The sequence below is a fragment of the Natronococcus pandeyae genome (genome assembly GCF_008122205.1).
Classification (GTDB): Archaea; Halobacteriota; Halobacteria; order Halobacteriales; family Natrialbaceae; genus Natronococcus; species Natronococcus pandeyae.
On record NZ_PHNJ01000010.1, the window covers coordinates 123,448 to 149,704 of the forward strand.

Annotated in this window: 23 protein-coding genes and 1 pseudogene; 17 read left to right on the forward strand and 7 right to left on the reverse strand. The window is 60.9% G+C overall.

Annotated elements, in window-relative coordinates:
- Nucleotides 1-612: 612 nt before the first annotated feature.
- Nucleotides 613-2,583 carry a bacterio-opsin activator domain-containing protein gene (locus CV102_RS17395; protein WP_233710725.1) on the reverse strand — a complete coding sequence of 657 codons (1,971 nt, stop codon included), beginning with the start codon at nt 2,581-2,583 and terminating at the stop codon, nt 613-615.
- A gap of 280 nt (nt 2,584-2,863) precedes the next feature.
- On the opposite strand from CV102_RS17395, the gene CV102_RS17400 reads away from it, so the two are divergent.
- From CV102_RS17400 to CV102_RS17415, 4 genes are read left to right on the forward strand one after another with little or no spacing between them, the layout of a single operon-like run.
- The gene (locus tag CV102_RS17400) at nt 2,864-3,889 is read left to right on the forward strand and encodes a 4Fe-4S dicluster domain-containing protein (RefSeq protein WP_148859266.1); all 1,026 of its coding nucleotides are present in this window, start codon (nt 2,864-2,866) and stop codon (nt 3,887-3,889) included.
- 2 nt (nt 3,890-3,891) lie between these two features.
- Nucleotides 3,892-5,151, forward strand: coding sequence for an NrfD/PsrC family molybdoenzyme membrane anchor subunit (gene nrfD, locus CV102_RS17405; RefSeq protein WP_187433019.1), 1,260 nt, complete (start codon nt 3,892-3,894; stop codon nt 5,149-5,151).
- On the forward strand, nt 5,144-8,440 hold the full coding sequence (locus CV102_RS17410; RefSeq protein WP_148859267.1) for a molybdopterin-dependent oxidoreductase: 3,297 nt from the start codon (nt 5,144-5,146) through the stop codon (nt 8,438-8,440). The genes nrfD and CV102_RS17410 overlap by 8 nt, the downstream gene beginning before the upstream one ends.
- Nucleotides 8,437-9,102 carry a molecular chaperone TorD family protein gene (locus tag CV102_RS17415; RefSeq protein ID WP_148859268.1) on the forward strand — a complete coding sequence of 222 codons (666 nt, stop codon included), beginning with the start codon at nt 8,437-8,439 and terminating at the stop codon, nt 9,100-9,102. The genes CV102_RS17410 and CV102_RS17415 overlap by 4 nt, the downstream gene beginning before the upstream one ends.
- 46 nt (nt 9,103-9,148) lie before the next feature.
- Here the strand turns inward: CV102_RS17415 and CV102_RS17420 are convergent, their stop codons facing one another.
- A complete protein-coding gene (locus CV102_RS17420) occupies nt 9,149-9,988 on the reverse strand; it encodes a universal stress protein (RefSeq protein ID WP_148859269.1) in 840 nt (279 codons plus the stop codon).
- Between the two features lie 438 nt (nt 9,989-10,426).
- On the opposite strand from CV102_RS17420, the gene CV102_RS26095 reads away from it, so the two are divergent.
- From CV102_RS26095 to CV102_RS17440, 5 genes are all read left to right on the forward strand, one after another.
- Nucleotides 10,427-10,573: a DUF7512 family protein gene (locus CV102_RS26095; protein ID WP_187433020.1), complete on the forward strand. Its 147-nt coding sequence runs from the start codon at nt 10,427-10,429 to the stop codon at nt 10,571-10,573.
- A 3-nt stretch (nt 10,574-10,576) separates the two neighbouring features.
- The gene (locus CV102_RS17425) at nt 10,577-11,599 is read left to right on the forward strand and encodes a sulfite exporter TauE/SafE family protein (RefSeq protein WP_148859270.1); all 1,023 of its coding nucleotides are present in this window, start codon (nt 10,577-10,579) and stop codon (nt 11,597-11,599) included.
- Nucleotides 11,600-11,741: 142 nt separating this feature from the next.
- Nucleotides 11,742-13,592: a cation:proton antiporter domain-containing protein gene (locus tag CV102_RS17430; protein ID WP_148859320.1), complete on the forward strand. Its 1,851-nt coding sequence runs from the start codon at nt 11,742-11,744 to the stop codon at nt 13,590-13,592.
- A gap of 164 nt (nt 13,593-13,756) precedes the next feature.
- On the forward strand, nt 13,757-14,167 hold the full coding sequence (locus CV102_RS17435; RefSeq protein WP_124190019.1) for a helix-turn-helix domain-containing protein: 411 nt from the start codon (nt 13,757-13,759) through the stop codon (nt 14,165-14,167).
- 8 nt (nt 14,168-14,175) lie between these two features.
- Nucleotides 14,176-15,423 (forward strand): M20 family metallopeptidase, encoded by a 1,248-nt coding sequence (locus CV102_RS17440; RefSeq protein ID WP_148859271.1) that lies wholly within the window; start codon nt 14,176-14,178, stop codon nt 15,421-15,423.
- A gap of 156 nt (nt 15,424-15,579) precedes the next feature.
- Here CV102_RS17440 and CV102_RS17445 read toward each other — a convergent pair whose 3' ends face one another.
- Nucleotides 15,580-16,215, reverse strand: a complete 636-nt coding sequence (locus CV102_RS17445; RefSeq protein ID WP_187433021.1) for a vitamin K epoxide reductase family protein — start codon at nt 16,213-16,215, stop codon at nt 15,580-15,582.
- A gap of 303 nt (nt 16,216-16,518) precedes the next feature.
- Between CV102_RS17445 and CV102_RS17450 the strand changes: the two genes are divergently transcribed.
- On the forward strand, nt 16,519-17,637 hold the full coding sequence (locus CV102_RS17450) for an aminotransferase class V-fold PLP-dependent enzyme (protein ID WP_148859272.1): 1,119 nt from the start codon (nt 16,519-16,521) through the stop codon (nt 17,635-17,637).
- Between the two features lie 148 nt (nt 17,638-17,785).
- Nucleotides 17,786-18,190: a helix-turn-helix domain-containing protein gene (locus tag CV102_RS17455; RefSeq protein ID WP_148859273.1), complete on the forward strand. Its 405-nt coding sequence runs from the start codon at nt 17,786-17,788 to the stop codon at nt 18,188-18,190.
- A gap of 151 nt (nt 18,191-18,341) precedes the next feature.
- On the opposite strand, the gene CV102_RS17460 is transcribed toward CV102_RS17455, so the two are convergent.
- Nucleotides 18,342-18,626, reverse strand: coding sequence for a hypothetical protein (locus CV102_RS17460; RefSeq protein WP_148859274.1), 285 nt, complete (start codon nt 18,624-18,626; stop codon nt 18,342-18,344).
- 564 nt (nt 18,627-19,190) lie between these two features.
- Here CV102_RS17460 and trxA point away from each other — a divergent pair.
- The 3 genes and pseudogenes from trxA to CV102_RS17475 all read left to right on the forward strand — a co-directional run bounded on the left by trxA (nt 19,191) and on the right by CV102_RS17475 (nt 22,675).
- On the forward strand, nt 19,191-19,538 hold the full coding sequence (gene trxA / locus CV102_RS17465; protein ID WP_148859275.1) for a thioredoxin: 348 nt from the start codon (nt 19,191-19,193) through the stop codon (nt 19,536-19,538).
- Nucleotides 19,535-20,617: an NAD(P)/FAD-dependent oxidoreductase gene (locus CV102_RS17470; protein WP_148859276.1), complete on the forward strand. Its 1,083-nt coding sequence runs from the start codon at nt 19,535-19,537 to the stop codon at nt 20,615-20,617. Before trxA ends, CV102_RS17470 begins: the two co-directional genes overlap by 4 nt.
- A 348-nt stretch (nt 20,618-20,965) precedes the next feature.
- Nucleotides 20,966-22,675: pseudogene (locus CV102_RS17475) on the forward strand (transposase).
- A 303-nt stretch (nt 22,676-22,978) separates the two neighbouring features.
- Here CV102_RS17475 and CV102_RS17480 read toward each other — a convergent pair.
- Nucleotides 22,979-23,515, reverse strand: a complete 537-nt coding sequence (locus CV102_RS17480; protein ID WP_148859277.1) for a hypothetical protein — start codon at nt 23,513-23,515, stop codon at nt 22,979-22,981.
- A 763-nt stretch (nt 23,516-24,278) separates the two neighbouring features.
- On the opposite strand from CV102_RS17480, the gene CV102_RS17485 reads away from it, so the two are divergent.
- Nucleotides 24,279-24,551: a helix-turn-helix transcriptional regulator gene (locus CV102_RS17485; protein ID WP_148859278.1), complete on the forward strand. Its 273-nt coding sequence runs from the start codon at nt 24,279-24,281 to the stop codon at nt 24,549-24,551.
- Here the strand turns inward: CV102_RS17485 and CV102_RS17490 are convergent.
- Nucleotides 24,548-24,757 (reverse strand): hypothetical protein, encoded by a 210-nt coding sequence (locus CV102_RS17490; RefSeq protein WP_148859279.1) that lies wholly within the window; start codon nt 24,755-24,757, stop codon nt 24,548-24,550. The two genes, CV102_RS17485 and CV102_RS17490, sit on opposite strands and share 4 nt — an antisense overlap.
- Before the next feature lie 100 nt (nt 24,758-24,857).
- Nucleotides 24,858-25,097: a hypothetical protein gene (locus tag CV102_RS17495; protein ID WP_148859280.1), complete on the reverse strand. Its 240-nt coding sequence runs from the start codon at nt 25,095-25,097 to the stop codon at nt 24,858-24,860.
- Nucleotides 25,098-25,347: 250 nt separating this feature from the next.
- Between CV102_RS17495 and CV102_RS17500 the strand changes: the two genes are divergently transcribed.
- Both CV102_RS17500 and CV102_RS26395 read left to right on the forward strand, forming a co-directional pair.
- The gene (locus CV102_RS17500) at nt 25,348-25,629 is read left to right on the forward strand and encodes a hypothetical protein (protein WP_148859281.1); all 282 of its coding nucleotides are present in this window, start codon (nt 25,348-25,350) and stop codon (nt 25,627-25,629) included.
- Between the two features lie 43 nt (nt 25,630-25,672).
- Nucleotides 25,673-25,810 (forward strand): hypothetical protein, encoded by a 138-nt coding sequence (locus CV102_RS26395; protein WP_222863709.1) that lies wholly within the window; start codon nt 25,673-25,675, stop codon nt 25,808-25,810.
- Nucleotides 25,811-26,257: the final 447 nt, after the last annotated feature.

The following is a 26,257-nucleotide window of genomic DNA, read 5'->3' on the forward strand; positions in this document are numbered from 1 at the left end:
GAGGAATCGACGACAGCAGTCCGTATCAGTACCGACGAGAGTGAAGTACCTCGGGGTCAAGCCCCGAGGCTTCCCCGTCTTGGGGCCGCACCGCGCCCGCAGGCGAATTTAATTCCCCTCGACCTTCCCTGACAGGTCGGCTGGAATTAACACCCGAACACGCCGATGTGTCCGTGAGGGTCGGCCGCTCCACCACGGCCCGACAACTCCCGTCTCACCCACCATAGCAGCAGGGTTTTGAGAGGAGCCGCATTTCCAAACTGTCGAACGACCAGCAAAGGAATTGAGGTCTTCAATTCCATGCTTTGGGGGTTGTTTTCTGGCCGTTACAACCCTATTTATCGCCAAGTGTATTAAATACCATCCTATCGGAGTGAAAGTGAAAATGAGCGTACGGCCTTCACCCTCGGGGTCAAGTGGTTCGAGACGCGAAGCGTCTCGTCATCAAGCGAGACCGGAGGTCTCGCGGAAATCGCGGAGTCTGGCGGGGCGTACGTCCCGCTGACCTCGCGGGAACTTCGTTCCCGCTTAGCTTCGCTCCGCTCAGTCACGGAAGATCATGTCTTCCGTACGACCCCGAGGCACTCGGCCTGCTCTATCTGTAGACGCGGCTCAGTTTGCTCCTGTCACGAGCGCCGCCGATGGACGTCCGGTGTCCGTCGCCCGGTCGTCGGCGAAGAAGCGCTCAAAGACTTTTTGCTGGCCGGCTCGGAGGTGCTGAAGGTACGTCGACTGGCAGACACCCATCCGCTCTGCGAGTTCCTCGCCACTGGACTCGCGAGGCCACTCGAAGAACCCGCCGAAGTGAGCCAGTTGCAACGCCTCGAGTTGGCGATCGGTGACGCTATCTTCGACTGTGGAGCGGAACTGACCGCGAGTTTCGAGTTCCCGGTCACGTTCGCACTGCCCCACGAGGTCCGCCCCGGGATGGGACTCGGAGACGGCCTCGACGACGCTGCGGACGTCGGCCGTCTCGGCGAGTTCGGCGACCAGCGTGCTCTCGGTTCCGTCGGCGGTCAGTGACCGGACGCTGGCACCGTATCGTGCAAGCGTGGCAACCACGGTGGCGTCCGTCACGGCGAGACGCACCAGCGACTCGTCGCCGTCACGTAACACCTGTGCGTCCGCGATGCCGTCTGCACCCGCGACGTAGTCGAGGACGTCGTCGCCGCTGACACCGCGGACCGTGACGAACTCGAGGAAGCCACCGTCGGAACCCTCTGTCACGCGCTCGAGGTCGAGTTCACACTCGAGCGTCTCGGCGAGCGACAGCAGCGGATCGTCGCTGGGCGTCAGATCGAAGGTGAGTTCGGTGACGCGGTCGGTGATCAGCGACCGCTGGCTCTCGGCGGCGGTGATCACGTACGCGATCGTCTCGCCGAGTTCGTCGAGGACGTCGGGGTCGAGTGCGTCCGTGGCGTTGTCGTCGTCGGTATGAAGCACGAGCGCCCCGTACTGGGCGTCCCGATAGGAGAGCGGAATCGCGACCGTCGCGACCGCGTCGGTGGCGGCGTGGCACGCACAGTCCGTGCGATCCGCCCGGCAGGCACGAGCGACGTGCGTCGTGTCGGTCTCGAGCGCTCGCTCGACAACCGTCTCGCGGTTGCCATCGTTGACTGCGGTAACGACGTTCGTGAGGGCGTCCTCGTCGATGCCGACGCTCGTGTTCGCACGGACGGTGTCGGTCGCGGCGTTCCGGGCCGCGAACCACGCCGACTCGTAGGGGGCGGCGTTCGCGAACTGCTCGCAGGCGACGGTTTCGACCTCGGCTTTCGACTCCGCCCGGAGCAGTTCTCGGTTAACGTCCCGAATGACCTCGTTGGTCGTGTTCAACAGCTCGAGGCGGTCGTGCTGATCGCGGATCCGGAGTTCGCGCTCCTTGCGGTCGGTGATGTCGGTTTCGACCGCGACGAACTGCTCGACGGTTCCCGTCTCGTCGGTGATCGGGGCGATCGTGACGTCGGCCCAGCAGAGTTCGCCGTTCTTGCGCCGGTTAACGAGCTCGCCGTCCCAGACGTTGCCGTCGGTGATCGTTCCCCAGAGATCGTCGTAGAACGCGTCGTCGTGCTGGCCGGAACTCCACAGGTCGGGCGTCTCCCCGACGACGTCCGCAGAGTCGTATCCCGTCACGGTTTCTGTCGCGGGATTGGCGTACTCGATCCGGCCGTCGGGATCGGTGAGAAAAATGGCGTGCCCGGCGTGTTCGACGGCTTTGCGGAAGCTACGGAGCCGCTCGTTCGCAGCTGCCAACTCCGTCGTGATACGGTTCTCCTCCTCGACGTACTGGGAGAGATAGTAGACCGTCGCGAGGGCAAAGCCGCTCACGATAAGTCCTGGAAGTTCGGAGAGACCGTCGCCACCGACGGTCTGGAGCGTCCAGAGCTGGCGCAACGCCATGAGACCGAGCATCACGGTCAGGAAGGCAAATCGTCGGTCGCCGCTCCGGCGGAGCAGCAGAATCGAGTAGCCAGTCCCGACGAGACGGAGCAGGACCGAGGCGACGAGCAACAGGCTCATTGCGTCCACCTCGAGCGGCGGGATCGTGGCGTCGGGACTGGGAGCATAGTTGTACGTACCAGTCACCACCAGATATGAACTGGCCGTATTCCTACGCGGTTGGAATCAGCGGTTGTGGGCCACAACTCGGCTCAATTCAATAGATCTCGTCTTCGGGATCGAGCTGGCGAGAGCGCTCGACCGACGCGGTCCCCAACAGTATGGGTAGTCAGTCTAAGCGGGGAATCGAGACCGGAATCCGACCCCAACAGTATGGGTAGAACGCTCAGTCCCCTGGGGACCCTCGGTATACATGTATGACCTCGAGACACCACATCCTGCGACGGTCGCCGGCCGGTGATCGGCGATGAGCGCCGATGGACCGATGCCGGGTGTTCCGGAGACAGGGTCGGATGCCGAGACGTACGACGCGATGGTCGACGTCGAAGCGACCGATCCGCGGGACGAACTCGCGAAGACGACGTATCGGACCGACCTGGGCGTCAAGATGGCCGAGGACGCACGCAAGGTCAGCAACGGCGAACTCTCGAGCGAGGCCTACTGGACGAAGTACGACGCGGAGGCGGCCGCGGAGTTCGGCGACGCCTACCGTGAGACGCCGAACCCGGCCGTCGACTGCGCCGAGGGGACGATCGGCGACGAGACCGCCGAGTCGCTCGGCTGCTCGGTGGGGACGATGGCGAGCATCGCAGAAGGGCTCGAGGAGTCGGACAGGAAGGGAGAGACGGACGACGAGGACGACACGCGCTGGGGAATGGTCATCGACCTCCAGAAGTGCATCGGCTGTGAGTCGTGTACGGTCGCGTGCAAAGCCGAGAACCGGACGCCGCCGGGCGTCTCCTACAACGTCGTGTTAGAGCGCGAGGAGGGGGAATTCCCGAACGTCACGCGGACGAACGTTCCGCGCCCGTGTATGCAGTGTGAGAACCCGCCCTGCGTGCAGGTGTGTCCGGTCAGCGCGACCTACAAGATGGACAACGGCGTCGTCAACATCGACTACGATCGGTGTATCGGCTGTCGGTACTGCATGGTCGCCTGTCCGTACGACGCACGCTACTTCGACTTCGGAGAGAACTACGACGGCGAGTTCACAGAGGAGGGAGCGGTAACCAGCCCCGAGTACGGAATGGACCGCGGGCCGCGCGAGGACGGCGAGTCGCCGGTCGGCAACGTCCGCAAATGTAACTTCTGTCACCACCGCTTAGAGCGCGGCGAGGAACCGGCCTGTGTCGAGACCTGCGTCGGTGACGCCCGCTACATGGGCAACCTCGAGGATACGGACAGCGAGGTGAACGAACTGGCGTCTTCCTCCCGAGCGTTCCAGCTCAAGGAGAAGGAGGGCACCGACCCGAACGTCTACTACCTCAAGTGACCATGTCGACGAAAACACACACCCTGACGGGCAGGCTGGGACGAGGGCGCCTCCGGATCGCCTGGTACGTCCTCCTGATCGGCGTAATGGCAGTCGGATCGTACGGCGGCTATCTCCGGCTGACCGAGGGCCTCCAGTCGACGAACCTCTCGAGTTCGGTGCCGTGGGGCGCGTGGATCGCCTTCTACATCTACTTCGTCGGCCTCTCGGCGGGCGCGTTCCTCGTGAGCACGCTCTCGAACGTCTTCGAGGTCGAGGGAATGCACGAGATCGAACGTGAGGCGCTGTTCGTCGCGATCGTCTCGATGATCGTTGCGCTCACGTTCGTGCTGATCGACATCGGCCGAATGGAACGGCTCTGGCACGTCTTCGCCTGGCGCCAGCCGCTGTCGGTCCTCTCGTGGGAGGTCCACGCGTACCTGCTCTACATCGGCGTCCTCGCGGGCGAGCTGTACTTCTCGATGCGACGGGACCTCGTCGAGACGAGCGACGACGCAGACGGTCTGACGGGACGGCTCGCCGGCCTGCTCACGCTCGGGCGGACGGAGACGAGCGACGACGCGATCGAGACCGATCGAACGTGGCTCAAGCGACTAGGTATTCTGGGGATCCCACTCGCGATCATCTTCGTTCACGGCGGCACCGGCAACCTGTTCGCCGTCGCCGCCGCTCGAGAGTACTGGTTCAGTGCGCTGTTCCCGGTGATCTTCATCACCTCGGCGGTCGTCAGCGGAATGGCGCTGGTCGCGTTGCTGTACGTGGTCCGGGCGCGGCTCTCCCATCGGGCCCTCGATCCGGCCCTGCTCGAGCGCATGGCCACGTTGCTCGCCGGTTTCATCGCCCTCGACGCCTCGCTGAAGGTACTCGAGGCGTTCATCGGGCTCTACAGCCTCCATCCGGGCGAGGTTCAGGCGTGGCTGACGATCATGACCGGCGAGATGTGGTGGTCGTTCTGGATCGTGATGGTCGGGATGGGATGGATCGTCCCGCTCGTCTTGCTCCACCGCAGCGAGTGGCGACGGAAGCCAACGGTCGTCGCCGCCGCGGGTGCGAGCGTCGTGCTGGGCGTCGTCGGAACGCGGTTCAACATCGTCGTTCCGGCCCAGCTCGAGCCCGCGCTCGAGGGACTATCGATGGGATATTACGTCCCCTCGACGCCGGAGTGGCTGCTCTCGATCGGCGTGATCGCCTTCGGCGTCCTGCTGTACACGATCGGTACGGAGCTGCTGCCACTCGTTCCACGAGGTGAGGATCATGACTGATACGAATACGACTGAAACGAATCCGGAGACGGACACGGACACGCCAGACGCGGACGGAGAAGCGGCTATCGAGCGACGAGACTTCGTCAAGGCAGTCGGCGGCATGGGGGCGCTCTCGCTCTCGGGCGGCATCGCGAGCACCCTCCTCGATGTCGACTGGTTTGGCGGCGACGGCAACGGCGTTGGCACCGAGTACGGCGAGTACGAAGGTTCGGACGTCATCCACACGACCTGCGGGCAGTGTAACACGTTCTGTCCGATCAAGGTTCGGCTGGCCGACGACAGCGGCAGTGGCGAGTACAGTTCGCTCGTGCGTAAACTCGCGGGCAACCCGTACTCGTTCCTCAACACCCAGCCGTACGCACAGGTGCCCTACGGCAGCGATCCCGAACAGGTCGCGACGGGCGACCTCGAGGGGACAGGCGAGGTCGACGTCAGCAAGTGGTCGCTCTCGGGCGGCCGGATCTGCCTGAAGGGCCAGGCCGGCATCCAGACGGCCTTCGACACCTACCGGGTGCGAAAACCGATGAAACGCGTCGGTCCACGGGGGAGCGACGAGTGGAAGACCATCTCCTGGGAGCAGGCCATCGAGGAGATCGTCGACGGCGACGACGAACTCGGGCACGACGGCCTCCGCGATATGTGGGGCTACGCGCCCGAAGACGAGGTGATGGACGACTGGGAGGCCGTCCAGGAGGGCGAGTTGAGCCACGAGGCGTTCGACGAGCGCTACGAGGACGTCCTGATCGATACCGACCACCCGGACCTGGGTCCGAAGGCCAACCAGATCGTCGACGTCGGCGGCTTCCGGCGCAACTTCATCCGGAATCGGCTCTGGCATCAGGGGCTGGGCTCGACCAACAGCATCCACCACGCCGGCACCTGCGGCGTCTCCGGCGTCGTCGGCTTCAACCGCTCCCACGACGGCCAGAAACAACGGCAGTACCCCGACGTCGAGAACTGCGAGTACCTGCTCGTCTGGGGGACCAACCCGATGGTCGCGAACAAGGGGCCGACGTGGCTCGCTCCGAAGCTCACGAACGCGATCCAGGATGGGATGCGGATGGACGTCGTCGATCCTCGGCTCTCGAAGACGGCCGAGAAGGCCGACACGTGGGTGCCGGTCAAACCCGGCGCTGACGCCGCGCTCGCACTCGGGATGGCCCGCTGGATCGTCGAGCACGAACGGTACGACGAGGAGTACCTCCGCAATCCCGGCGAGGACGCCGCAGCCGACGACGACGAGCCGACCTGGAGCGACGCGACCCACCTCGTCCTCGTCGACGAGGACGACCGTCCCAAGGCCCGCGCGGCGGATCTGGGCCTCGAGGCGGACGACCCGGAGTCGTTCGTCGTCATCGATGCCGACACCGGCGAGCCGGCGCCCGCTGACGAGGTCGAGGAGGCCGTCCTCGACGTCGAGATCACGGTCGACGGACGGGAGGTCGCGAGCGTCTGGACGCTGTACCGCGAACGCGTCTTCGAGTATAGCCTCGAGGAGTACGCCGAGATGGCCGGCGTCGACGTCGACCTGATCGACGAACTCGCCGACGAGTTCACCAGCCACGGCAAGCGCGCGGCGATCATGGCCTACCGCGGGCCGAGCAAGCACACGAACGGGTTCTACACCACGCGCGCGATCTCGACGCTGCAGCACCTGATCGGCAACTACGACTGGAAGGGCGGGCAGATCTCGCCCTACGCCGGCTACGAGACGATGAGTGGCCGATACGAGCTCGGACAGGTCCCTGACGGCCACGAGCCGTGGGGAATCCCGATCCTGCGTGGTGGCGTCAACTACGAGGACACCTCGCTGTTCGAGCGCGACGACGGCTACCCCGCGAAGCGACCGTGGTTCCCCGTCGCGCCGCCGATGGCAACCCAGGAGCTGTACGGCAGCGCGGCCGACGAGTACCCCTACGGCGTCGAGGCGTTGTTCATCCGGCCGTACTCGAACAACCACATCATGGCTGCGGCCGGGGGCGACAAGATCCCCGAGGTGCTCGAAGACGAGGACGCGATCGGCCTGATCGTCTCCTCCGACACCGTGCTGGGCGAGATGAGCCGCTACGCCGACTACGTCCTCCCGGAGCCGACCTACCTCGAGCGCTGGGAGAACTTCGGCACGTATCCGAACAAGCGTCTGGCCGACGAGAAGATCAGCCAGCCGACGATCAAGGTCGTCCCCGACGCGCGGCCGTTCGAGGAGGTGTTGATCGACATCTGGAAAGAGCTGGACCTGCCGGGCGTCGGTGAGGACGCGATTCCGGACGCCGACGGCGACCTGTGGTCGCTCGACAGCTCCGAGGACTTCTACGTCAAGCTCGCGACCAACATCGCCTACGACCGCGAGCCCGTGCCCGACGCCGACGACGAGGAACTCGAGCTGTTCCGGACGGCCCGCGAGAAGGGGCTGGGCGAGCACTTCGACCTCGAGGACTGGCGCGGGGCGGTGACCGACGAGGAGTGGCGCAAGGCCGTCACCGTGCTCAACCGCGGCGGCCGGTTCGAGGAGCCGATCGACGGCTACGAAGCGGCCTTCGCCGAGCGCGGGCACGACTACGACTACGCCGGTCGCCACCCCGAGACGAACGCCTACGACGGCGACCACCTGCGCTATCAGCTCGGCACGCGGGTCAACTTCTACGACGAGGTCGCCCCGACCGGCCGCCACGCCTACGACGGCGAGCGGTTCGATCCACTCCCTCGCGTCGAGGACGTCGTCCACTACAACGGCGAGGTGCAGGTACCGGTCACGAGCGACGACGACCCCGAGCGGCCGCTCCAGTTGACCAACTGGAAGCCCCGCACCCAGGGGATGCACCGCACGACGGGCTCAGCGTGGCTCCGGGAAACGAAAGGCGAAAACGCGGTCTGGATCAACCCCGCGGACGCCGACGAGCGCGGTCTCGAGAACGGGGACCGCGTCCGGCTCGACGCTGGCCGCCGATCCGTCGAGGCGACTGTCCGCGTTACGGGCGGGATCCGGCCCGGCGTCGTCGGCACTGCCTGGGGCTTCGGCCGTCAAGGCGGCGGTGCGACCGACACTGAGGTCGATGGCGAGCGGACGCCGGCTGCGACCGAAGGGGACGGTCATGCCGACCACACGTCTAACACGCCCGGCGAGGATACAGGTGGCTACGCCACGGGCCGTGACGCCGGCTTCGCGGTCAACCACGTTCAGCCGCTCGACGCCGAACTCGGCGACGTCGGGCTGAGCGACCCCGTCGGCGGGAGCAACGCACAGTTCGCAGCCTACGTGGAGCTCGAACGGGTGACCGATCGATGAGCACGACCGACACACCGACCGCTGCGGCGGTCGCCGACGCTCGTGCCGACCTGTACGGGCTGCTTGCAGCGGCCCTCGACGGCGAGACAGACGTCCTCGCGGCAGCGATGCGCGACGGCTCGCTCGTCGACGTCGCGGCGACGCTCCCGGTCGGGGTCGACGCGGCTCCCCTCGATCGCGAGGATGTCGACGAGGAGGCGTTATCGATTGCCTTCGATAACCTGTTCGTCGTCCCGGGACCGCGGTACGTGCCGCCGATGGCCTCCGCACACCGCGACGACCCCTCGGAGTCGTTCGAATCCGACTCGCCGTTCCACGAGGAGGGTACGGCCGGCGAACTGCTCGGCGACCCTGCGTCGACGATGGCATCGCTGTACGAGCGCGCGGGATTCCGGCCCGACCGCGGGGACTTCCCCGACCACGTCGCCGCACAATTGGCGTTTCTCGAGGCGACTGCGCGAGCGGCGACACAGGCGCTCGAATCCGGCGACGACGACCGCGCCGCACAGTTCCGGTCGCTCCAGCAGAAGACACTCTCTCGGCTCGGGTGGCTCGACGCGTTCCACCGACACGTCGCGGACGCCGACACTGACGGGGCCTATACGGCACTCGTCGCACTCACTCGGACCGTCGCGGCCTGGCACGCTCGAGACCTCGAGTGATCGGGAGATCGAGTGGCAGTGACTGGAATCGAAGCCCGCGTCGGTACTACATCCGCGGCGGGACGAGCATCACGTTCCCGTTCGCTCGAGCGACGAGATCCTCGGAGACGCTGCCCAGCAGCAGTCTCCGAAGCCGACTGTGACCACGCGAGCCGACGAGGATCGTCGTCGGATCGACGGCGTCTTCGACGGCGAGGATTTCGTCGGCGGGGTCGCCCTGTCGAACCTCGATTCGCGTCTCGATGTCCCACGCCTCGAGCTGGTCGGCTAGCTCCGCCAGCCGTCCTTCGGGGTCTGTGTCTTCCGCGAGTCCCGGATCCTTCGGCGTCTCGACGTGGACGAGTGTCGCCTCCTGGGTCGCGTGACGGAGATACGAGAACGTCTCGAACGCGCGCTCGGCGTTCTCGGAGAAGTCCGTCGCGTACAGCATGCGCTGGAAGAGGTGTTGTCTGACGACGGCCGGGTCGTCGGCCTCGCGCTCGATTCGGTTGACGAGCAGCGGCGTTTCGGTCGTTCGCGCAAGGTTGCGCGCCGTCGAGCCGATAACGCGGTTCTCGAGCGGGCTCTTTCCGCGCGAGCCGACGACCGTGAGACTCGCGCCAATCGTCTCGGCGATGCCCCGGATCCGCCGATGGGGTGTCCCGCGAACAACGTGCGTCTCGACGTCGAATCCCGCGTCCCCGATGACGCGTTCGTAGTTCGAAATCGCGTTTCGACGGCGCTTTTCGAAATCGATGCCGGGCATGCCCGCGTGGACGTTCGAGGGAATGACCGTCACGAGGTGCATCTCGTCGACGCCGATTCGACCCAGACACTCGAGGCAGGTCTCGTTCTCGATAGTTGCCTCGCTGGCGGCCGAGAGGTCAGTGGCGAGTACCGCTTTCATACTCGTCGTACGCGCCGACGATATAATATTGTTTGGGTATCCCAATACCAAGAGTGGGGTGCGGAGGGAACGGCCGATCGCGGCGGAGACATCTATATCGCGCCTTCGTGCCGTCTGACCGGGTTGCCAGCCGAAGTCTCTCGTGATCGTGGGTAGTGGTTGCACTGATACGCACACGAGCTGAAAGACGTGCGTCGATAGCGAGTGCGGCGGACAAACATAACGCGGGCGACACGCTGTTCCGGCGTAAATCGGGCCGATATCGATCCGCCGATATCCGCATAACGTACTCGAATATTCTCGTTGGATAGCCGTCGCATAGTCTGCAGTAATATTGTACACGAGTCCCAAAAGCGTTATACATGCCCTCCGGGTAGAGGATAGTGAGCAGAAATCCATGATCCGCACACAATCGAACGTCGACGGAGGCTCGGACGCATGATCGAATCCGTGGCGCTTCCCGCACCGGTACAGGCGACGCTCCTCGTGGGCGTCATTCTCGTCCAGGCGATCGCTCTCTACGCGGGCTATGGCGTCCTCGAGCGAGTTGCAACACCGCTGATCGAAACTATCACGGACGCCTAATCAATGGAGATACTGGGACTCAGTCCGGCCCTGCTGGCGCTGTTCGTGAGCTTCGGCTTCATGGTCGGGGTGCTGTTCGGCTTCTTCGGGATGGGTGGCTCCTTCCTGATCACGCCGACGCTGTTGCTCCTCGACTACCCTGCCCCCGTCGCGATCGGCAGTGGACTGGCGTTTTACTTCGGCACCTCCGTGATCGCCGTTCTGAAACACTACGACGTCGGCCAGGTCGACTACAAACTCGGCGCGATCCTGTTTGTCGTCCTCTCGATCGGGATCGAACTCGGCAGTCGGCTCGTCTTCGGCCTCGAGGCGCTGGGGATCGCCAACCTCGTGACGGGCGTCGCGTACGTCGTCCTGCTGGCGGGGATCGGAGCGCTGTTCCTGCGCCGAGCCGCAAACCTGGACGACGAGGACGCGGACGACGAGGACGTCGACGACGAAATACCGGCGATCGGCCAGAAGATTCAGTCGTACACCGTCCCGCCGATGATCTCGCTGACGTCGGGTGGCCGGGCGTCGCTGTGGACGATTTCGGGCGCCGGCGGGAGCGTCGGCCTCGTCTCGGGACTGATCGGGGTCGGCGGCGGCTTCATCCGCATGCCCGCGATCTACTACCTGATCGGGACGCCGCTGACCGCTGCAGTCGGGACCAGCCTGTTCGCCGGGCTGTTCTCGGGCGCGTTCGGAACGTTCACCTACGGGATGTCCGGCAGCGTCGACCTGACGGTGGTCTCCCTGCTGCTGGTTGGGAGCGCACTCGGCGCACGTATCGGCTCCGCAGCGACGACGATCGTCGAGGAAGACGACGTGATCGTCTACTTCGGGCTGATGATGGTGCTCGCGAGCGCCGGTATCGCGCTTTCGGAACTCGCAAACTGGCTGGGCACGGGTGCGCTCGATCTGGTGAGCGTCTTCCTGCTCGTCGGCTCGTCGTTCGCCGTCGCCTTGATGATTCTCTATCAGGTCGTCAAATCGTTCGACGGAGACGACGCGGGCGTCCAGCCCGCTGCCGACGGAGGTGACTGATACCCGTGGCAGCTCGACGGTACCGTTTCGAACTGCCCGCGCTGGGCGCGCTGCTAACGCTGTATCGTGAACGGAACTCCCACAGCGACACCTACACCCATACCCATACCCATACCCATACCCACACCGACAGCCGGCCATGATGCTCGTTGCCACCGTCGCACTCGTACTCGCCCTCGGCGTCGCTTCCCGCGTCCTCGCGGATCGACTACGGATTCCGAGCGTCCTCTTCCTGATCGTCGCCGGGATCGCCATCGGGCCCGAGGTACTCGGACTCGTCTCACGGGAGACCTTCGGCGGCGGCCTCTCGGCGATGGTCGGCGTCAGCGTCGCGATCATCCTCTTCGAGGGTGGCTACCACCTCCATCTCGACAAGCTCCGGGAGAGTCCGACCGCCCTGACCCGGCTGGTCACCGTCGGCGCGGCGATCACCTGGCTCGGCACGGCCGCCGCCGTCGTCGTCTTCCTCGAGACGAGCCTCGAGGTCGGCCTGTTAGTCGGCGCGCTGTTGATCGCGACCGGCCCGACCGTGATCGGGCCGATCCTCCAGGTCGTCACCGTTCGGGACCACGTCGCCAGCGTCCTCGAGGGCGAGGGCGTGATCAACGACGTCACCGCGGCGATCCTGGTGGTCGTCGTCTTCGAAGTCCTCGTCGCCGGGAACGGGACGCCGGCCGCACTCGTTGGTGATTTCGCGATTCGGCTGTTCGTCGGCCTCGTGTTCGGCGCGCTCGTCGCCGGCGTCGTCTGGCTGGTGCTCGATCGCGCACGATCCAGACCCTGCGCGGCACCGCTGCACGCACGGTTGATCGTCCTCGCCGGTGTCGTCGTCGCCTACGCCGGCGCCGAGACGATCGCCAGCGAAACGGGTATCGCCGCCGCCGCGATGGCCGGCTTCGTCCTCGGGAACGTCGAGCTCCCCTACCACGAGGACGTGATCGACTTTCTCGACGACCTCTCGGTCGTCGTCCTCTCGTTTATCTTCGTCGCGCTGGCGGCGTTGATCGACTTCGCGGACATCCGCGCGCTCGGGCTGGCCGGCCTCGCCATCGTCGTCGCGATCACGCTGGTGCTTCGCCCGGCCGTTATCTACCTCTCGACGACGAGCGAGCGGTTTACGCACAACGAACGGCTCTTCCTCAGCGCCGTCGGCCCGCGCGGAATCATTCCCGCAAGCGTCGCGACGCTGTTTGCCGTCGAGTTGCAGGCACTCGGCCGGACACAGGAGGCTCAACTGCTCGCCGGGACCGTCTTTCTCATCATCTTCGCGACGGTCGTCCTCCAGGCCGGCCTCGCACGACAGATCGCGGACTACCTCGAGGTATCACCAATGCGTACGATAATCGTCGGCGGGGGACGGGTCGGCCTGTCTCTCGCAGAACGGCTCGAACAGGACGGAGAGAACGTACTACTGATCGATCTCGACCCCGATGCGGTCGAGAAAGCCCGCAAACGCGGTCTCACCGCGCTTGAGGGCGACGGCACCGATGCCGACGTTCTCGAGCAGGCGGGCGCTGACGACGCGAAAACGGTCATTGCAACCACGCCCGACGACGACGTCAACCTGCTGGTCTGCCAGCTCGCGAAGACGACATACGACGTCGAGAGCGTCGCCTCTCGGGTCAACCAGCCTGACAACGTCGACGCGTTCGAATCGCTCGGCGTCCACGCGATCGACCTCTCGATGGCGACCGCGTGGTCGCTCGAGAACGTCCTCGAGCGTCCGTCGCTGTCGGCGTGGATGAACGAACTCGGCCGCACCGGCGACGTCCAGGAGATCGAGGTGACGGCGACGGACCTCGTCGGGAAGACGATCGCCAATCTCAACGCGGAAATCCCCGACGGCGTCATCGTCGGGTTGCTCACCCACCGGAACGGCGCGACGGAAGTTCCGACAGGCGATCACGAACTCCGGGAGGGTGACCGTGTGACGTTTCTCGGCCAGACCGACGCCGTCGATCGCGCCGTCAAGCGGTTCCACCCACACGACTGAAATGAAAGGCGTACCGATACACCGATGCAGACACTGTTCATATCGCGGTCGCACCCGAAATAACTGCCTGTGTTGGAAGCTTCAGTCAGCGTCCTCGTCGCTCGCCAAACTAGTATTGTACGATACGCACAAATCTTATGCCAGCGCGCCGCTTACGTTCGAGTATGACTAGGCAGTCGTCGATAACCGATCAACTGGAACGTGATATTGCCTGTGAAGGGCTGCTCGAATGCTTACACGGGCTCAAACCACTCGACAGGGATTGCTACCGCGTGATGGTCGAGAGCAACGACCCGCTCACCATCGACGAGGTTGCACACCGGATCGACCGCGAACGCTCGACCGCGTACCGCTCGATCCAGCGGTTGCTGGGACGTGGCCTGCTCGAAAAAGAACAGATCAACTATGATCAGGGCGGCTACTATCACGTCTACTCCCCGACTGATCCCGAGCAGATTGCGACTGGTATGCGACGCCAACTCAATGACTGGTACGCGAAGATGGGCCAGCTCGTCCAGGAGTTCGAGGACAAATACGACTCCATCGACGAACCGACGCCAGATGAGGCGTTCTGACTGACTCCATGTCCAGTCGCGAACGTCCGCCCGAAATTCCTCGGGAACGGCTGGTTGAAACGACGCTCGACCTCGTCTCCTTCGATACGTCGAACCCGCCAGGTGATACCCGCGAAATCGTCGACTGGATCGAATCGGCACTCACCGACCTCGGTCTCGAAACCGAACGGGTGGCGACCGATCCGACGAAACCGAACCTGCTTGCGACGCTCCCCGGCGAACGATCGACGACGCTGCTTTACAGCGGACATCTCGATACGGTCCCGTACGATCCCGACGGCTGGTCGTACGACCCGCTCGGCGAGCGCATCGATAATCGCCTCTACGGGAGAGGGACGACGGACATGAAAGGCGGAGTTGCCGCAATGCTCGAACTCGCCCGCACTTACGTCGTGGCCGACCGACGCCCGCCCGTGACGCTCGCGTTCGCGTTCGTCAGCGACGAAGAAGTGGCCGGCGACGCCGGATTACAGGCGGTACTCGATGCAGGCCGACTCACGGCCGATGCCTGCGTGATCGGCGAACCGACCGGTCCACTGAATGCCCCGTCGATCACCGTCGCCGACAAGGGTAGCCTCTGGTTGACGCTCGAAGCTACCGGTGAGGCGGCCCACGGTTCACGGCCGATGCTCGGCACTAATGCGATTGATGCGCTCTGGGACGCCCTCGAGACGATTCGGGCACGACTCACAGACTATCCCATCACAGTCCCCGCGCCGGTCGACCCGATTCTCGAGGAGTCGATCGACTACTACGGAGAGTCAATGAACGAGGACACAGCCCGACGCCTGTTCGATCAGCCGACAGTAAACCTCGGTACGATCGAGGGCGGGGAGACCGTCAATAGCGTCCCTCGGTTTGCTCGCGCGGAGCTTGACATTCGGCTTCCTGCAGGGGTAGACACGGAAGCCGTGCTCGAGGACGTCAGGGAGTGGCTCCACGAGGCCAAGGACGTCTCGATCACCGACGCCAGTTGGAGTGTTGGAACGTACGAAGCACCCGAGTCACCGCTCGTGGACGCAACGACGACTGCAGCGACTGCAGTTCTCGATGGCCGAGTCTATCGACGGAGCGCAACCGGCGGTGGCGATGCGAAGCGACTCCGCAACGCTGGGATACCTACTGTCGAGTTCGCCATCGGGACCGATACGGTCCATGCCTGCGACGAATACACGACGGTCGACGCACTCGAGACGACGGCAGCGGTGTACGCTCGGCTACCGAACGCACTCGCACGCCGAGACGTCGGCGAGTGATCGGCCCGGAACCGACACGCTTTGATCGTCCGTTCTCCGTCCGACCCCGTTCCTGTCGCTGCTCGAGGGCAATCGTTCGCCGACGCTGAACGTCGTGATGATCAGTCGTGTGAAAAACGAGTCTCTCCCGTCGGAGAATGCCACTGGATTGCCTGTTTAGGCGAATGGAACCATTTCCGGTAGCGGGAGCACGGGTACCATGAACAGGCCTGCGATGGTGACCAGCCCCATGAGGATTGGGACGAGGACGAGTGCGTAGTTCGTCTTCTCGAGAACGCGACCGAAGTCACTACCCATGCTGGACAGCGACGGCGTCGTACTCTGGCGAAGAATCACCAACTCGAGAGCGAACAGGATGACCGTTGCTGCGGCAGACACCATACAGAACGGGCAGATCTCACCGATGACGCCCAGTTGCAGGTAGACGAAATACGCCGAGAACGCGACGCCGCTGGCTGTGATCGGCGTCAGGATCTTGATGATCAGGGGGTGGCGCGTATCGAACCACCAGAGTGCGAGTCCGATCGTCGTCAGGTAGTAGAATCCGCCGAGAGTCGCGAGCGGGATGCCCAAGACGTACGCCCACTGACTGGTGATCACTTCGATGCTTCCCTGGACTGGTGCATCGGATGGTATTGCAGGGATTGCGAACAGGTGGATTGCCGTCAGGATGACCGTGACGAGCCAGCCGAGAACCGCGACGAGCGTGAATACTCCGAACAGCTCCGTTACCCGCGGAGAGTACTCCCACTCGTAATCGAACGCCATTGATCGGGATGTTTCTGTTGACATGCAATACTGTGTTGAACGGAGGGGTACAATAGTGTTGTGCGTTGTCCCCAATTCTGTGGAAACACACTGAAGAGGATCGCTGTAGCTCCCAGTACTCGACCGGTACCGAGAGAGTGCCGGTAGTACAAATCGCAGTTGTATGGGAATTACAGCCGCTATCCAGACTTTTGTACTAGGGGTGTTGGCTGACGTAGCTGTCAGCACAGATGTTTTTGCCGCACTGTATTGTATAAATAACCCAAATCTATTGTGCGGCCAGCGCTTTCCATTCGACATGGAGTTGTCCACGACAGGGCTGATTCGATGCTAACGCCGACAGAACTCCGAGCTGATATCCCAACACTACAGGACGCGACGTATCTGAATTACGGCGCACATGGGCCGAGTCCGCGGTACGTAGTCGAGGCTGCAACGGCGTTCGTTCAACGACACGAGTACGACGTGCCTGCGGTGGGCGACCCGTACGAAACGGCGTTCGGCGAGTTTGACGAAACGAGAAACCAGGTCGCTTCGTTTATCGGCGCACAACCGGACGAGATCGCCCTTACAGAGAGTACGTCCGCCGGAATCAACGCAATCGCCGGCGCGATCGACTGGCAACCCGGCGATATCGTGGTTCGTACCGACCTCGAGCATCCGGCCGGGATCCTCCCCTGGCAACGCCTCGAGCGGGAGGGTGTCGAGGTCCGGACCCTCGAGACCAGCGATGGGCGTCTCGATCGCGAGGCATACACCGAGGCAGTTGCCGACGCGAGACTCGTCTCGTTCAGCGCCGTCACCTGGACCCACGGAACGAAACTCCCGGTATCGGAACTCGTCGACATCGCGCACGATGCGGGCGTACTCACGCTCGTCGACGCCGTACAGGTTCCGGGACAGCTGCCGATGGACATCGCCGAATGGGATGCAGATATCGTTGCCGCTGCCGGGCACAAGTGGTTGCTCGGTCTCTGGGGGAGCGGCTTCCTGTACGTCGATCACGACGTCGCCGAGAAGCTCGAACCGCGGGCGGTCGGTTACCGAAGCGTCGAGACGCCCACGGCAGCCGAACCAACTTTCGCTGCTGGTGCTCGGCGCTTCGAGGTCGGGTCTGCGAATCCGGCCCCACACGTCGCGCTGCAGGAGGCCATTCAGACGGTCTCAGACGTCGGTCTTGACACTATCGAACGCCGAATCCAGAACCTCGCTGATCGATTGGCATCGAACGTCCCCAACAACCGCCTGCTCAGTCCGGCGTCCCCCGAGTCAGGTCTCGTAACGATAGACGTTGATGCACCCGACGAAACCGTCAGTCGCCTCGATGACGAAGGGATCATCGTCCGAGCGCTTCCGTCTCCGAACGCAATTCGGGTCTCGGTTCACGCCGTCAACACGGCTGCCGAAATAGACGCGGTTCTCGAGGTGCTTGCCGGTGAGTGGTAATAACGCTAATAGCCGGGCAACCAGCGACGACACATTTCGGCTGTTGGAGTCAATCGTCTGGCTTCACCGCTGAGATTATCGTTTATTAGACTTGCGCAATATTCACACAACCCTTATACCAGCGCGGCCCCTATCCCGAAATAGGATAATGGCTAATTCGATGGCAGAACAACTCCAGCAGGACATGGAGTGTGAAGGGTTGCTGGAGTGTATTCACGGTCTCAAGCAACTGGACAAGGACTGTTTCCGGGCAATGGTTGAGAGTGACGAGCCACTGACGATCGACGAGGTCGCGGACCGAGTTGACCGCGAACGCTCGACCGCCTACCGATCGATTCAGCGGTTGCTCCAAGCGGGATTCATCCAGAAGGAACAGATCAACTACGATCAGGGGGGATACTATCACGTCTACTATCCGACCGATCCGTCCCAGATTGCCGACGACATGCAACGCAAGCTAAACGACTGGTACGCGAAGATGGGCCAACTCATCCAGGAGTTCGAGGACAAGTACGAATCCGTCGACGAGAGCGCAGTTGCTGCCGAGAGTTGAACGGGTCCCTGCCGTTGTCCGATTATGCATTGTGACCTTCGAATAGGCAAATATCGTGTTAACACGACCCGTGCGAAGTCAAAATCAATAATGAGGTGTGGAATCCGGGAAAACGAGTTGTCTTGTGAACTTGTGTTGCGGTTCGTGAAGGTTAAATAACATCGTCAGGATCGTGGATGTCTGCCATACGCTGGGCTTCAGCAGCGTACTGCTCTCGCAGATCGGAATCGTTGACGGTGCCGAGGTTATCAGAGTCGGCGTCAACGGCGGCAGTCGTGTCGCGAACGTCGGTGAAAGAAGTGAGTGCGCGCTCCTTACGGAAGTATCGCTCTCCGTCGGCGGTGGCGTACGTGAGGATAATCAGGTTTTGCTCGTCGTCGGAGTACGTCCGTTCGACGAGCCACACGCGAACGCCCTCGTCGGAATCGGTTGTCATATGTTCTCATTTTGGAGGCGGACAGAAGTGGTTTCTCCCACTGTCCTACTGTTATTCATGAACGCAGGTTTCGCTACTTGTACTGTTTGTGAACCGCCTCCGGGTCAAGCCCCGAGCCACTCGCCTTGTTCCCTCTGTAGATTGTTCCTGAATTCAGTGGCCACAAAACAAGTATCTCTTCTGTACTGAAGGGATCTGACCCCTCAATTCACACCGACGATTCTGGATCAGGTTCCTCTAGTTCGTCCTGTGACCTACTGCGTTCGATTGTACTGACTTGCTCGTTCTTCGTGGTTGATGACCTCACCCTTCAGTAGATTTTGCCAATAATTCAGTCTCAACGAACGACTGTAACGCCCGACGTGTATTCTCATCAACTCGATAGCTTCGTCATCTGAGATCCATTTTTGGCCTCGGACAAATGGCTCTCGGTGCTTGCCTCTTTCACGATTTGTCTGATCGCCGGGTTAGTTATCGTTGATCCACGACCGATGCCCAACCCCTATACTATATTGTGCAATACACACAAAACCTTTAAACACTGCCGGGCTCTACAGTGGAGTGATGGCAACTGACGCATACTCCGAATCGAACGACGACCCGCTTCACGTCGAGGGTGGAGACCACCTCGAGGCGATCGTCGACGAGTACGATGTCGTGCTCGTGGATTTCTACGCCGACTGGTGTGGCCCCTGCAAGATGCTCGAACCCGTCCTCGAAGAGTTGGCGCGTGAGACCGAGGGCGTGATCGCGAAGGTCGACGTCGACGAACACCAGCAACTTGCAGGTGCGTACGGCGTTCGCGGGGTACCGACGCTCGTGCTCTTCGCGGACGGCGAACAGGTCGAACAACACACCGGCGCACTGCCGGCGGACCGACTCCGCGACCTGATCGAGGGCTACACTGAATGAACGAGGACACGAACGCACTCGTCCACGACGTGGTGATCGTCGGCTCTGGCGTCGCCGGCCTCTCGGCTGCGGTCTACGCCGCACGGGCCGATTTCGAGCCGCTCGTGCTCGAGGGCCCGGAGCCGGGCGGCCAGCTGACGCTGACGACCGACGTCGAGAACTTCCTCGGCTTCCCCGAGGGCGTCGGTGGCATGGAGTTGATCCAGCGCGGGAAAGAACAGGCCGAGCGCTTCGGCGCCGAGTTCGTCCACGGAACCGTCGAGGACGCGACGCTCAACGATCGGCCGTTCAAACTCGCTCTCTCAAATGGAAAGACACTCCGAACACGCGCCCTGCTCATCGCGACCGGCGCGAGCGCTCGCTGGGTCGGAGCCGACGGCGAGGACGAACTGATGGGGTACGGCGTCTCAACCTGTGCGACCTGCGACGGCGCGTTCCACCGTGGCGACGACGTGCTCGTGATCGGTGGCGGCGACAGCGCTATGGAAGAAGCGCTCTTCCTGACGAAGTTTGCCGACAGCGTTACGATCGTTCACCGTCGCGACGAACTTCGCGCCTCCGAGGTTATGGCCGAACGCGCTCGCAACCACGACGCAATCTCGTTCCGCTGGAACACCGAACTCCTCGAAATCCAGGGCTCGCAGGACGAGGGCGTCACCGGTGCAACCCTGGTGAGCCACCCTGACGGCTATCCGAAGCAGAAACTCGAGACGAACGCGGCACACGGCGGCGTGGCAGATCAAGCGGCGAAGACGCGAGATGTTGGTGAGGTCGAACGTGAGACCGTCGACATCGGCGGGATCTTCTACGGCGTCGGTCACGTTCCAAACACGGACTTTCTCGAAGAGACACCGGTCGAACTGGCTGACACCGGTCATGTTGAAACTAGGGAGGGAATGACGACGAAGACAACTGTCGAAGGCGTCTTCGCCGCGGGTGATGTGATGGACCCCGACTACCGACAGGCAATCACGTCCGCTGGTACTGGGAGCATGGCTGCCCTCGATGCCGAGGACTGGCTCGAACAGCAGACCGTCCGTGGGGCGGCAGCGACTTCCGAAGCGATAGCTGACGACTAATCCCAGATACCAACAGTCCTGTAATGATGAACTGCCCAATGGAGGCTGATAGGATGACAGTTTGCTAGGTTTCCGCACATAGCTAACACTGGAAAGACAAAGGCTAACAACTAGCCAGTCCACCCACATCCTAGTTTTCGAAATGATATATGTCTTTTAAAGAGTAGTATATGACCTATTTATGTGCGAATAATAATAATAATAATAATATACATGCGAAAATCAACTCCCTGGTCTACAAGTAATTCTCTAAGCAGTTAGTTGAATAATTCATATACGTCTGTTCTCATATTTTGAACTACTGTGGCACACGAATTGACGCCTACGGTGGATGATGATGCTCCCGCGATGGCAGGAGCAATCGTCTATCATGCGAAAACGCTCTGTGACTAAGTTGATACACTCTGGCGACTTCTCAACCGGGTCTCGATTCCAGTTGCTGAACTCACGGATACCCGCAATCAGAATAAAGCAACCTTTAGCACCGAGTCGATGGCACGACTCTACATCTACCAGACGGTTCACGACTTCTCCCAAAGCGAACTCGCGGATCGTCTTGCGAATCGCCCAGCACTATTGAAGCGCTTCGGGATGCCCAAGCCACCGACTCAACAGAACATCTCGTATGCTTGGAGCCAGTTCAGCGAACAGACGAAAGTCACGCTTGAGGCCGCATCACGCGGAATACTCTTGGAAGCCCACGATCAGGGGCTCATCACCGACGTACTGCTACCACCACAACCCGACGAGAACGACATCGAAGACACCGAAGATCAGTCAACAGCGACACGCAAGTATGTACACGAGTATGGCAGCAAGGTCGTCGAACTCGCTCGCCGACACGGCTTCGCCGAGTTCAGATCCGACAGAGCCGACAACAGAGTTTACGAGGACGAACAGATCCTCGATCTGTTTGCCAACGCATGCCTGACACAGGGAAGTGCCCACTCTGAAGGGGAAGCAGGGTGGTTCCTCGATAAGAACGACGTCTGTGACGATTCGACGTTTCTGCGAGTGATCAAGCAGTTCTCGATGTCACCGGGTCAGGAGCTTCCAAAACCATTTCAGGAGTACAGCATCGGGGATGTTGTCGCTTTCACCGAGGAATTTCAGAAGACGCTGATGGAGTCGTTCGACGCTGCAACCGAGAACATTCTCAGCACGATTCGCCACGAAGATCCGTTCGATGACCGCCACGTGGCAGCAGCTATCGACTTCACACACGTCCCCTACCACGTCTGGCCGTGGATCGACAAGGACAGGCAAATCCCGAAGGCAGACTATCCGCCGATGGTCAGCGGGTACAAAGGCGACGGTGAAATCAAGCACGGGTATACGTTCGCGACGATTACGGTCGTCGGGAACGACGTCCCGATCATCTTGGGTATTGAACCAGTCAAAGAATGCTCTGCGTGGGAACCAGAAGATGCTCCAGCCGATTCGAAGGCGGATGTGGTCGACCGATTGCTGGCGACTGCCCAGCAGTACATCGATCTCGACGAAGTGCTCCTCGATCGAGGATTCTACAGTAACGACGTGTATGCGACGATCCACGACCGTGGGCTGGTGTACATGACGCCAGTACCGAAGTACGAAGACGATTATGAGTCGATTGCGAAAATCAAGAGCAAGGAAGGAGTTGACGCCGGTGTCAAGCATGATGTCCCGTTTGCCATCGACGGAGAACTTCACCACACCGCTAAATTCCTGTACGTGCCAGCAACTGACGAGGAGGCAGACAGCAATTACGCCGTGTTCGTGACCAACCGTGACCACGTCGCTCCCAACGAGATCATGCACGTCGCCAACAGCTACAGCCGACGCTGGGACATCGAAAACCAGTACAAGTCGGTGAAGGCGTTTCTCCCGAAGACGTCCTCGAAGGACTACCGTGTGCGGTTGTTTGGCTTTACGTTCGCAGCCCTGCTGTACAATCTCTGGCGACTCACTGATTATCTGGTGAAAGTCGAAATGGACCGTGATATTCGCTCCCCACCAGTCGTAACCGCCAAGACGTTCGTCCGAGCGATCGGAAAATATCTTCGCGAGGGCGGCTGAAGCTGCGGTTGCGGTCCGTAGGCCGCTCTTCGAGAGCTGCAGCACTCGTACTCTCTGCAAAATCTGGCATGGGAAGCCGTTGTTTGCTAGATATCACTGGTCATCGATGAACTACACCAGCCGATCCAGATACAAATGCCTCAAATCGAGCTAACTTCTCTCTGATCTCGTTTGTAGCGGTGGTAGATCCCGAAAACGTGATAACTCGGGAGAGCCGCTCGAAAGTAACAATCTCAACTCGCAGAAAGTCCGTCCTGAATAAGACCGTGGCAAACTAGTCCTTCTCGGACTGGCTTCTGGATTTTATTCTCGTACAAGCGAATCGACTATCGATTCAATCTCAGTGACATTGCGTAGTGCAGCATCGAACCAGGCCTCGTGGCGAGTAATCTGTCTGGATTGTGTTTGAACTCCGGCCACGGTGTCTCCGTTCTGGGTGCTCGAGCGCTCCCAATCGAAGACCACCCAGTGAAGGTGGAACGGATCGAGTTCCTCGCTTAGAGTTGGAAACTCGGCACGGACGTCTCGGCACAGTTCCTCGTACTGGCGGACATCATCCATCGACGGATAATCATCCAGTCCAAGGACGCGAAGCGCGTTGCCGTCGATACACATCTTCTCCGTGTAGCCGAGCATCGAAAGGATGAATGGGGCCTTGACCGTCCCGATATAATCGAGTTCGAGGGCGGTTTCGTGGGCGCGATCGACAGCGCCGTTTTGCAGGGCGACCGCGATATCTTCCCACACGTCGACCTCACCAAGGCTTTGTCGCATGTACTTCCGCTTCTGTGTGTGGTAGTTGACGCTCGCCATCGCCGTCTCGAGGTCGTCGCCAGCCACGAGACGAGCGAGTGCCTCGTCCTGTCTGTCTGCAGGTGTTCGGATACTAATGACGGCGTTCACGTAGGACAGTTTGAGGCGCGCGATTTTGCCGTCAAGACCGGTCTCTTCGAACTGGTCACTGACCGTCTCGAGATTCGTCCAGATTCGATTGTACGCGTCGGTGTGTGCCCGGTAGTGAGAGACGATCTGTTGTCGGGTTTCAGTTTCGACCCTCATCTGTTGGCTGTCCGTTCCCAACCGTACACCGACGCGTTTGATATCACTATTCCACAGGGAATACTATTTCTGCACGCATGTTATATTTTTATTAGAAATGGAGGAAGATGGTCGGTTCTATCGGACACTCTCCAGCAGCGATTTGTATATTCCAAACTGGTCACGTCATCAGCAACTTCACTAACGAAGGGGCTCCTGAGGCAACCAGAGTTCCGAAAAATACCGATGTAGGCGACCCAATTGTTAGTTTTCTATACTGTAGCTACTACTGGGGGTACAGCGGTTCAATGTACAAAGCAACCTGTCCCCCCTGTAGTCGGAAGGTAATCGTCGCTGAGAACCATGCAGTGATCATCTTATCGACAGAAGAGGGAACTGTAGCCGATGTTCCAAGAGGTGACGACGATCTCTGGCGGACGGCTTCAATTGCAATTCGGCATGGCGGCAGAGACGAGATTGCTGAGCTGTACTCATCGGTTAAGTCGACATCCAGCCAGATACGGGACAGATAACAAATAGTACACTCGATGGAGAGTCCCGTAAGATGGACGACCTTACCGGGTTCCAACGCGACCTCTTGTACGTGATTGCGGGTGCCGACCAGCCGTCGGGGCAGGACATCAAAGACGAGATCGAACAATACTACAGCTCCGAAATTAACCATGGACGGCTCTATCCGAATCTTGACACGGTCGTCAACAAGGATCTAGTTGAGAAGGGGCAACTCGATCGCCGGACGAATTACTACGATATCAACGATGCAGGGCAAACTGCAATTGAGGAACGGCGAGAGTGGGAGTCACAGTACGTGGATTAACCAATGGAGACCTTGTAGTAGTCAGTGTATTTTACGAGGTCACACTCCTGGAGTCCATCCGCAATTGTACTGTCGACAGAGACGTCGATGTTTTCGGTGAGAATCGGGAACTCTTCCTTCGCGTCTTCGGCCAGCTCATCGTAGTGACAAACTCGGGAATCAGAGGGGACATCTTCAACCGGCTCAAGTGTGAGGGTAGGGCTCATGGTATACCATACCAATTGCAGCGTCTTCAATATTTTTGTGATGATAATCTATGACCGTCAATTTGGAACCGGGTTTCTGGGGATAGAGCTTGACATTTGTCTAACAATGATATTCGCGAAATCTGTACCACTCGTAGTCGGAGGCTGCTTTGTCGAGTATATCGGGATCGATATCGAAGACCCCGGCAGCTTTCGTGTGGTCAGCTGTGAACTCGAGCGACTCGTAGACGGCAACTGCCATTTGGACCCGGTCGCTGTACTCCTCTGTGAGCGGCTCAGGCATGGACTTGGCCTCAGCCATCTCAAGGACCAGCTCACCGGTCTGGCAGGCGTCTGTCATCGGCTACCCGACCGTCATCATATGGACCACAACGAGTACCCCGGCGATCATCACAAGTGTGCTCACGACGACGTTTGCAATTGTGTTTGGGTGGATCGGTCCAGCTGACCACTCGAGGGTCACGGCAGCGCGGAGCTCGAAGAGTTCGCACGATCGGAAGTTGAGCACACGCAGATGTTACACACGGATCTCGACTTCCGATAATTACCGGCCACCACTCCTAAATACATATCATTAGTTAGAACACTCTATGACTGGTACCGAAGGCCAAGAGCGGGAACCGAGCCCTGCTATGAAGCGCGAAAAGAAGCGCAAAGATGGAGAAAAGGCCTGGCACTGGAGACCAAAACTCGGGTTGCGGCTCGGCAGGTTTGCGATCATCCCTACGTTCATTGGGGTACTGATGATGATGCAAGTGATGACTGTTGAGCAGGGTGAAGAATTCGCCATCTTAGGGATCGCAATCGTCGCAACGTCCTTCTTCCTGTTTGCACTTGTCTGTCTTGTCGGAGCGCTCTATCTACGGTCCTGATCTACCCTATAGTTTATATCGGATGCCGCGGCCAACATCGGCGATGCAAACCACACAGGCAGAAGACGTCCTCACGGTAATCGCACTGCTCCGCCTCTCGTTCGAACTCGGAGAAGCAGAACCATACATATCCGACCGAGCGTACTGGCTCGCCAAAGGGATCGCAGAAGAACTGGATTAGGTGAAATCCTCGAGCGTATCCTGCGCGTGGTCTCGAGGGTTGAACTTCCGTCGGACCTCGTCCTGCTCCTTGACGCCGACGTACTTCGAGTACTCGCACAGGGGATGCTCGAACGATCGTAGCGTGAGTTACTTCCCATCCCAGTACGGGAAGTCCAGACCGAACTCCTCGAAGAGTTCCTCCTGTTGATCGACCATCCAGCCAGCCACGACTCCTGGACCTCGTTGAAGATGATCATCAGCCCGGACGAGACACCGGGATCAATATTGACGGAATCGTTCTCCGAGAACGGCAGCAGCTCGTAATTCAGGCCGGTGACAATCACATACGCCAGAAACATCTCCACACTGTCCAGCTTGCATAAGACCCCGAATGCTTCTGTTCACTCAGTCGCTAACGAGTTCATTGCGGGCTGGAATCAGTCTCCATCCCCTTTCTCAAGTAGTA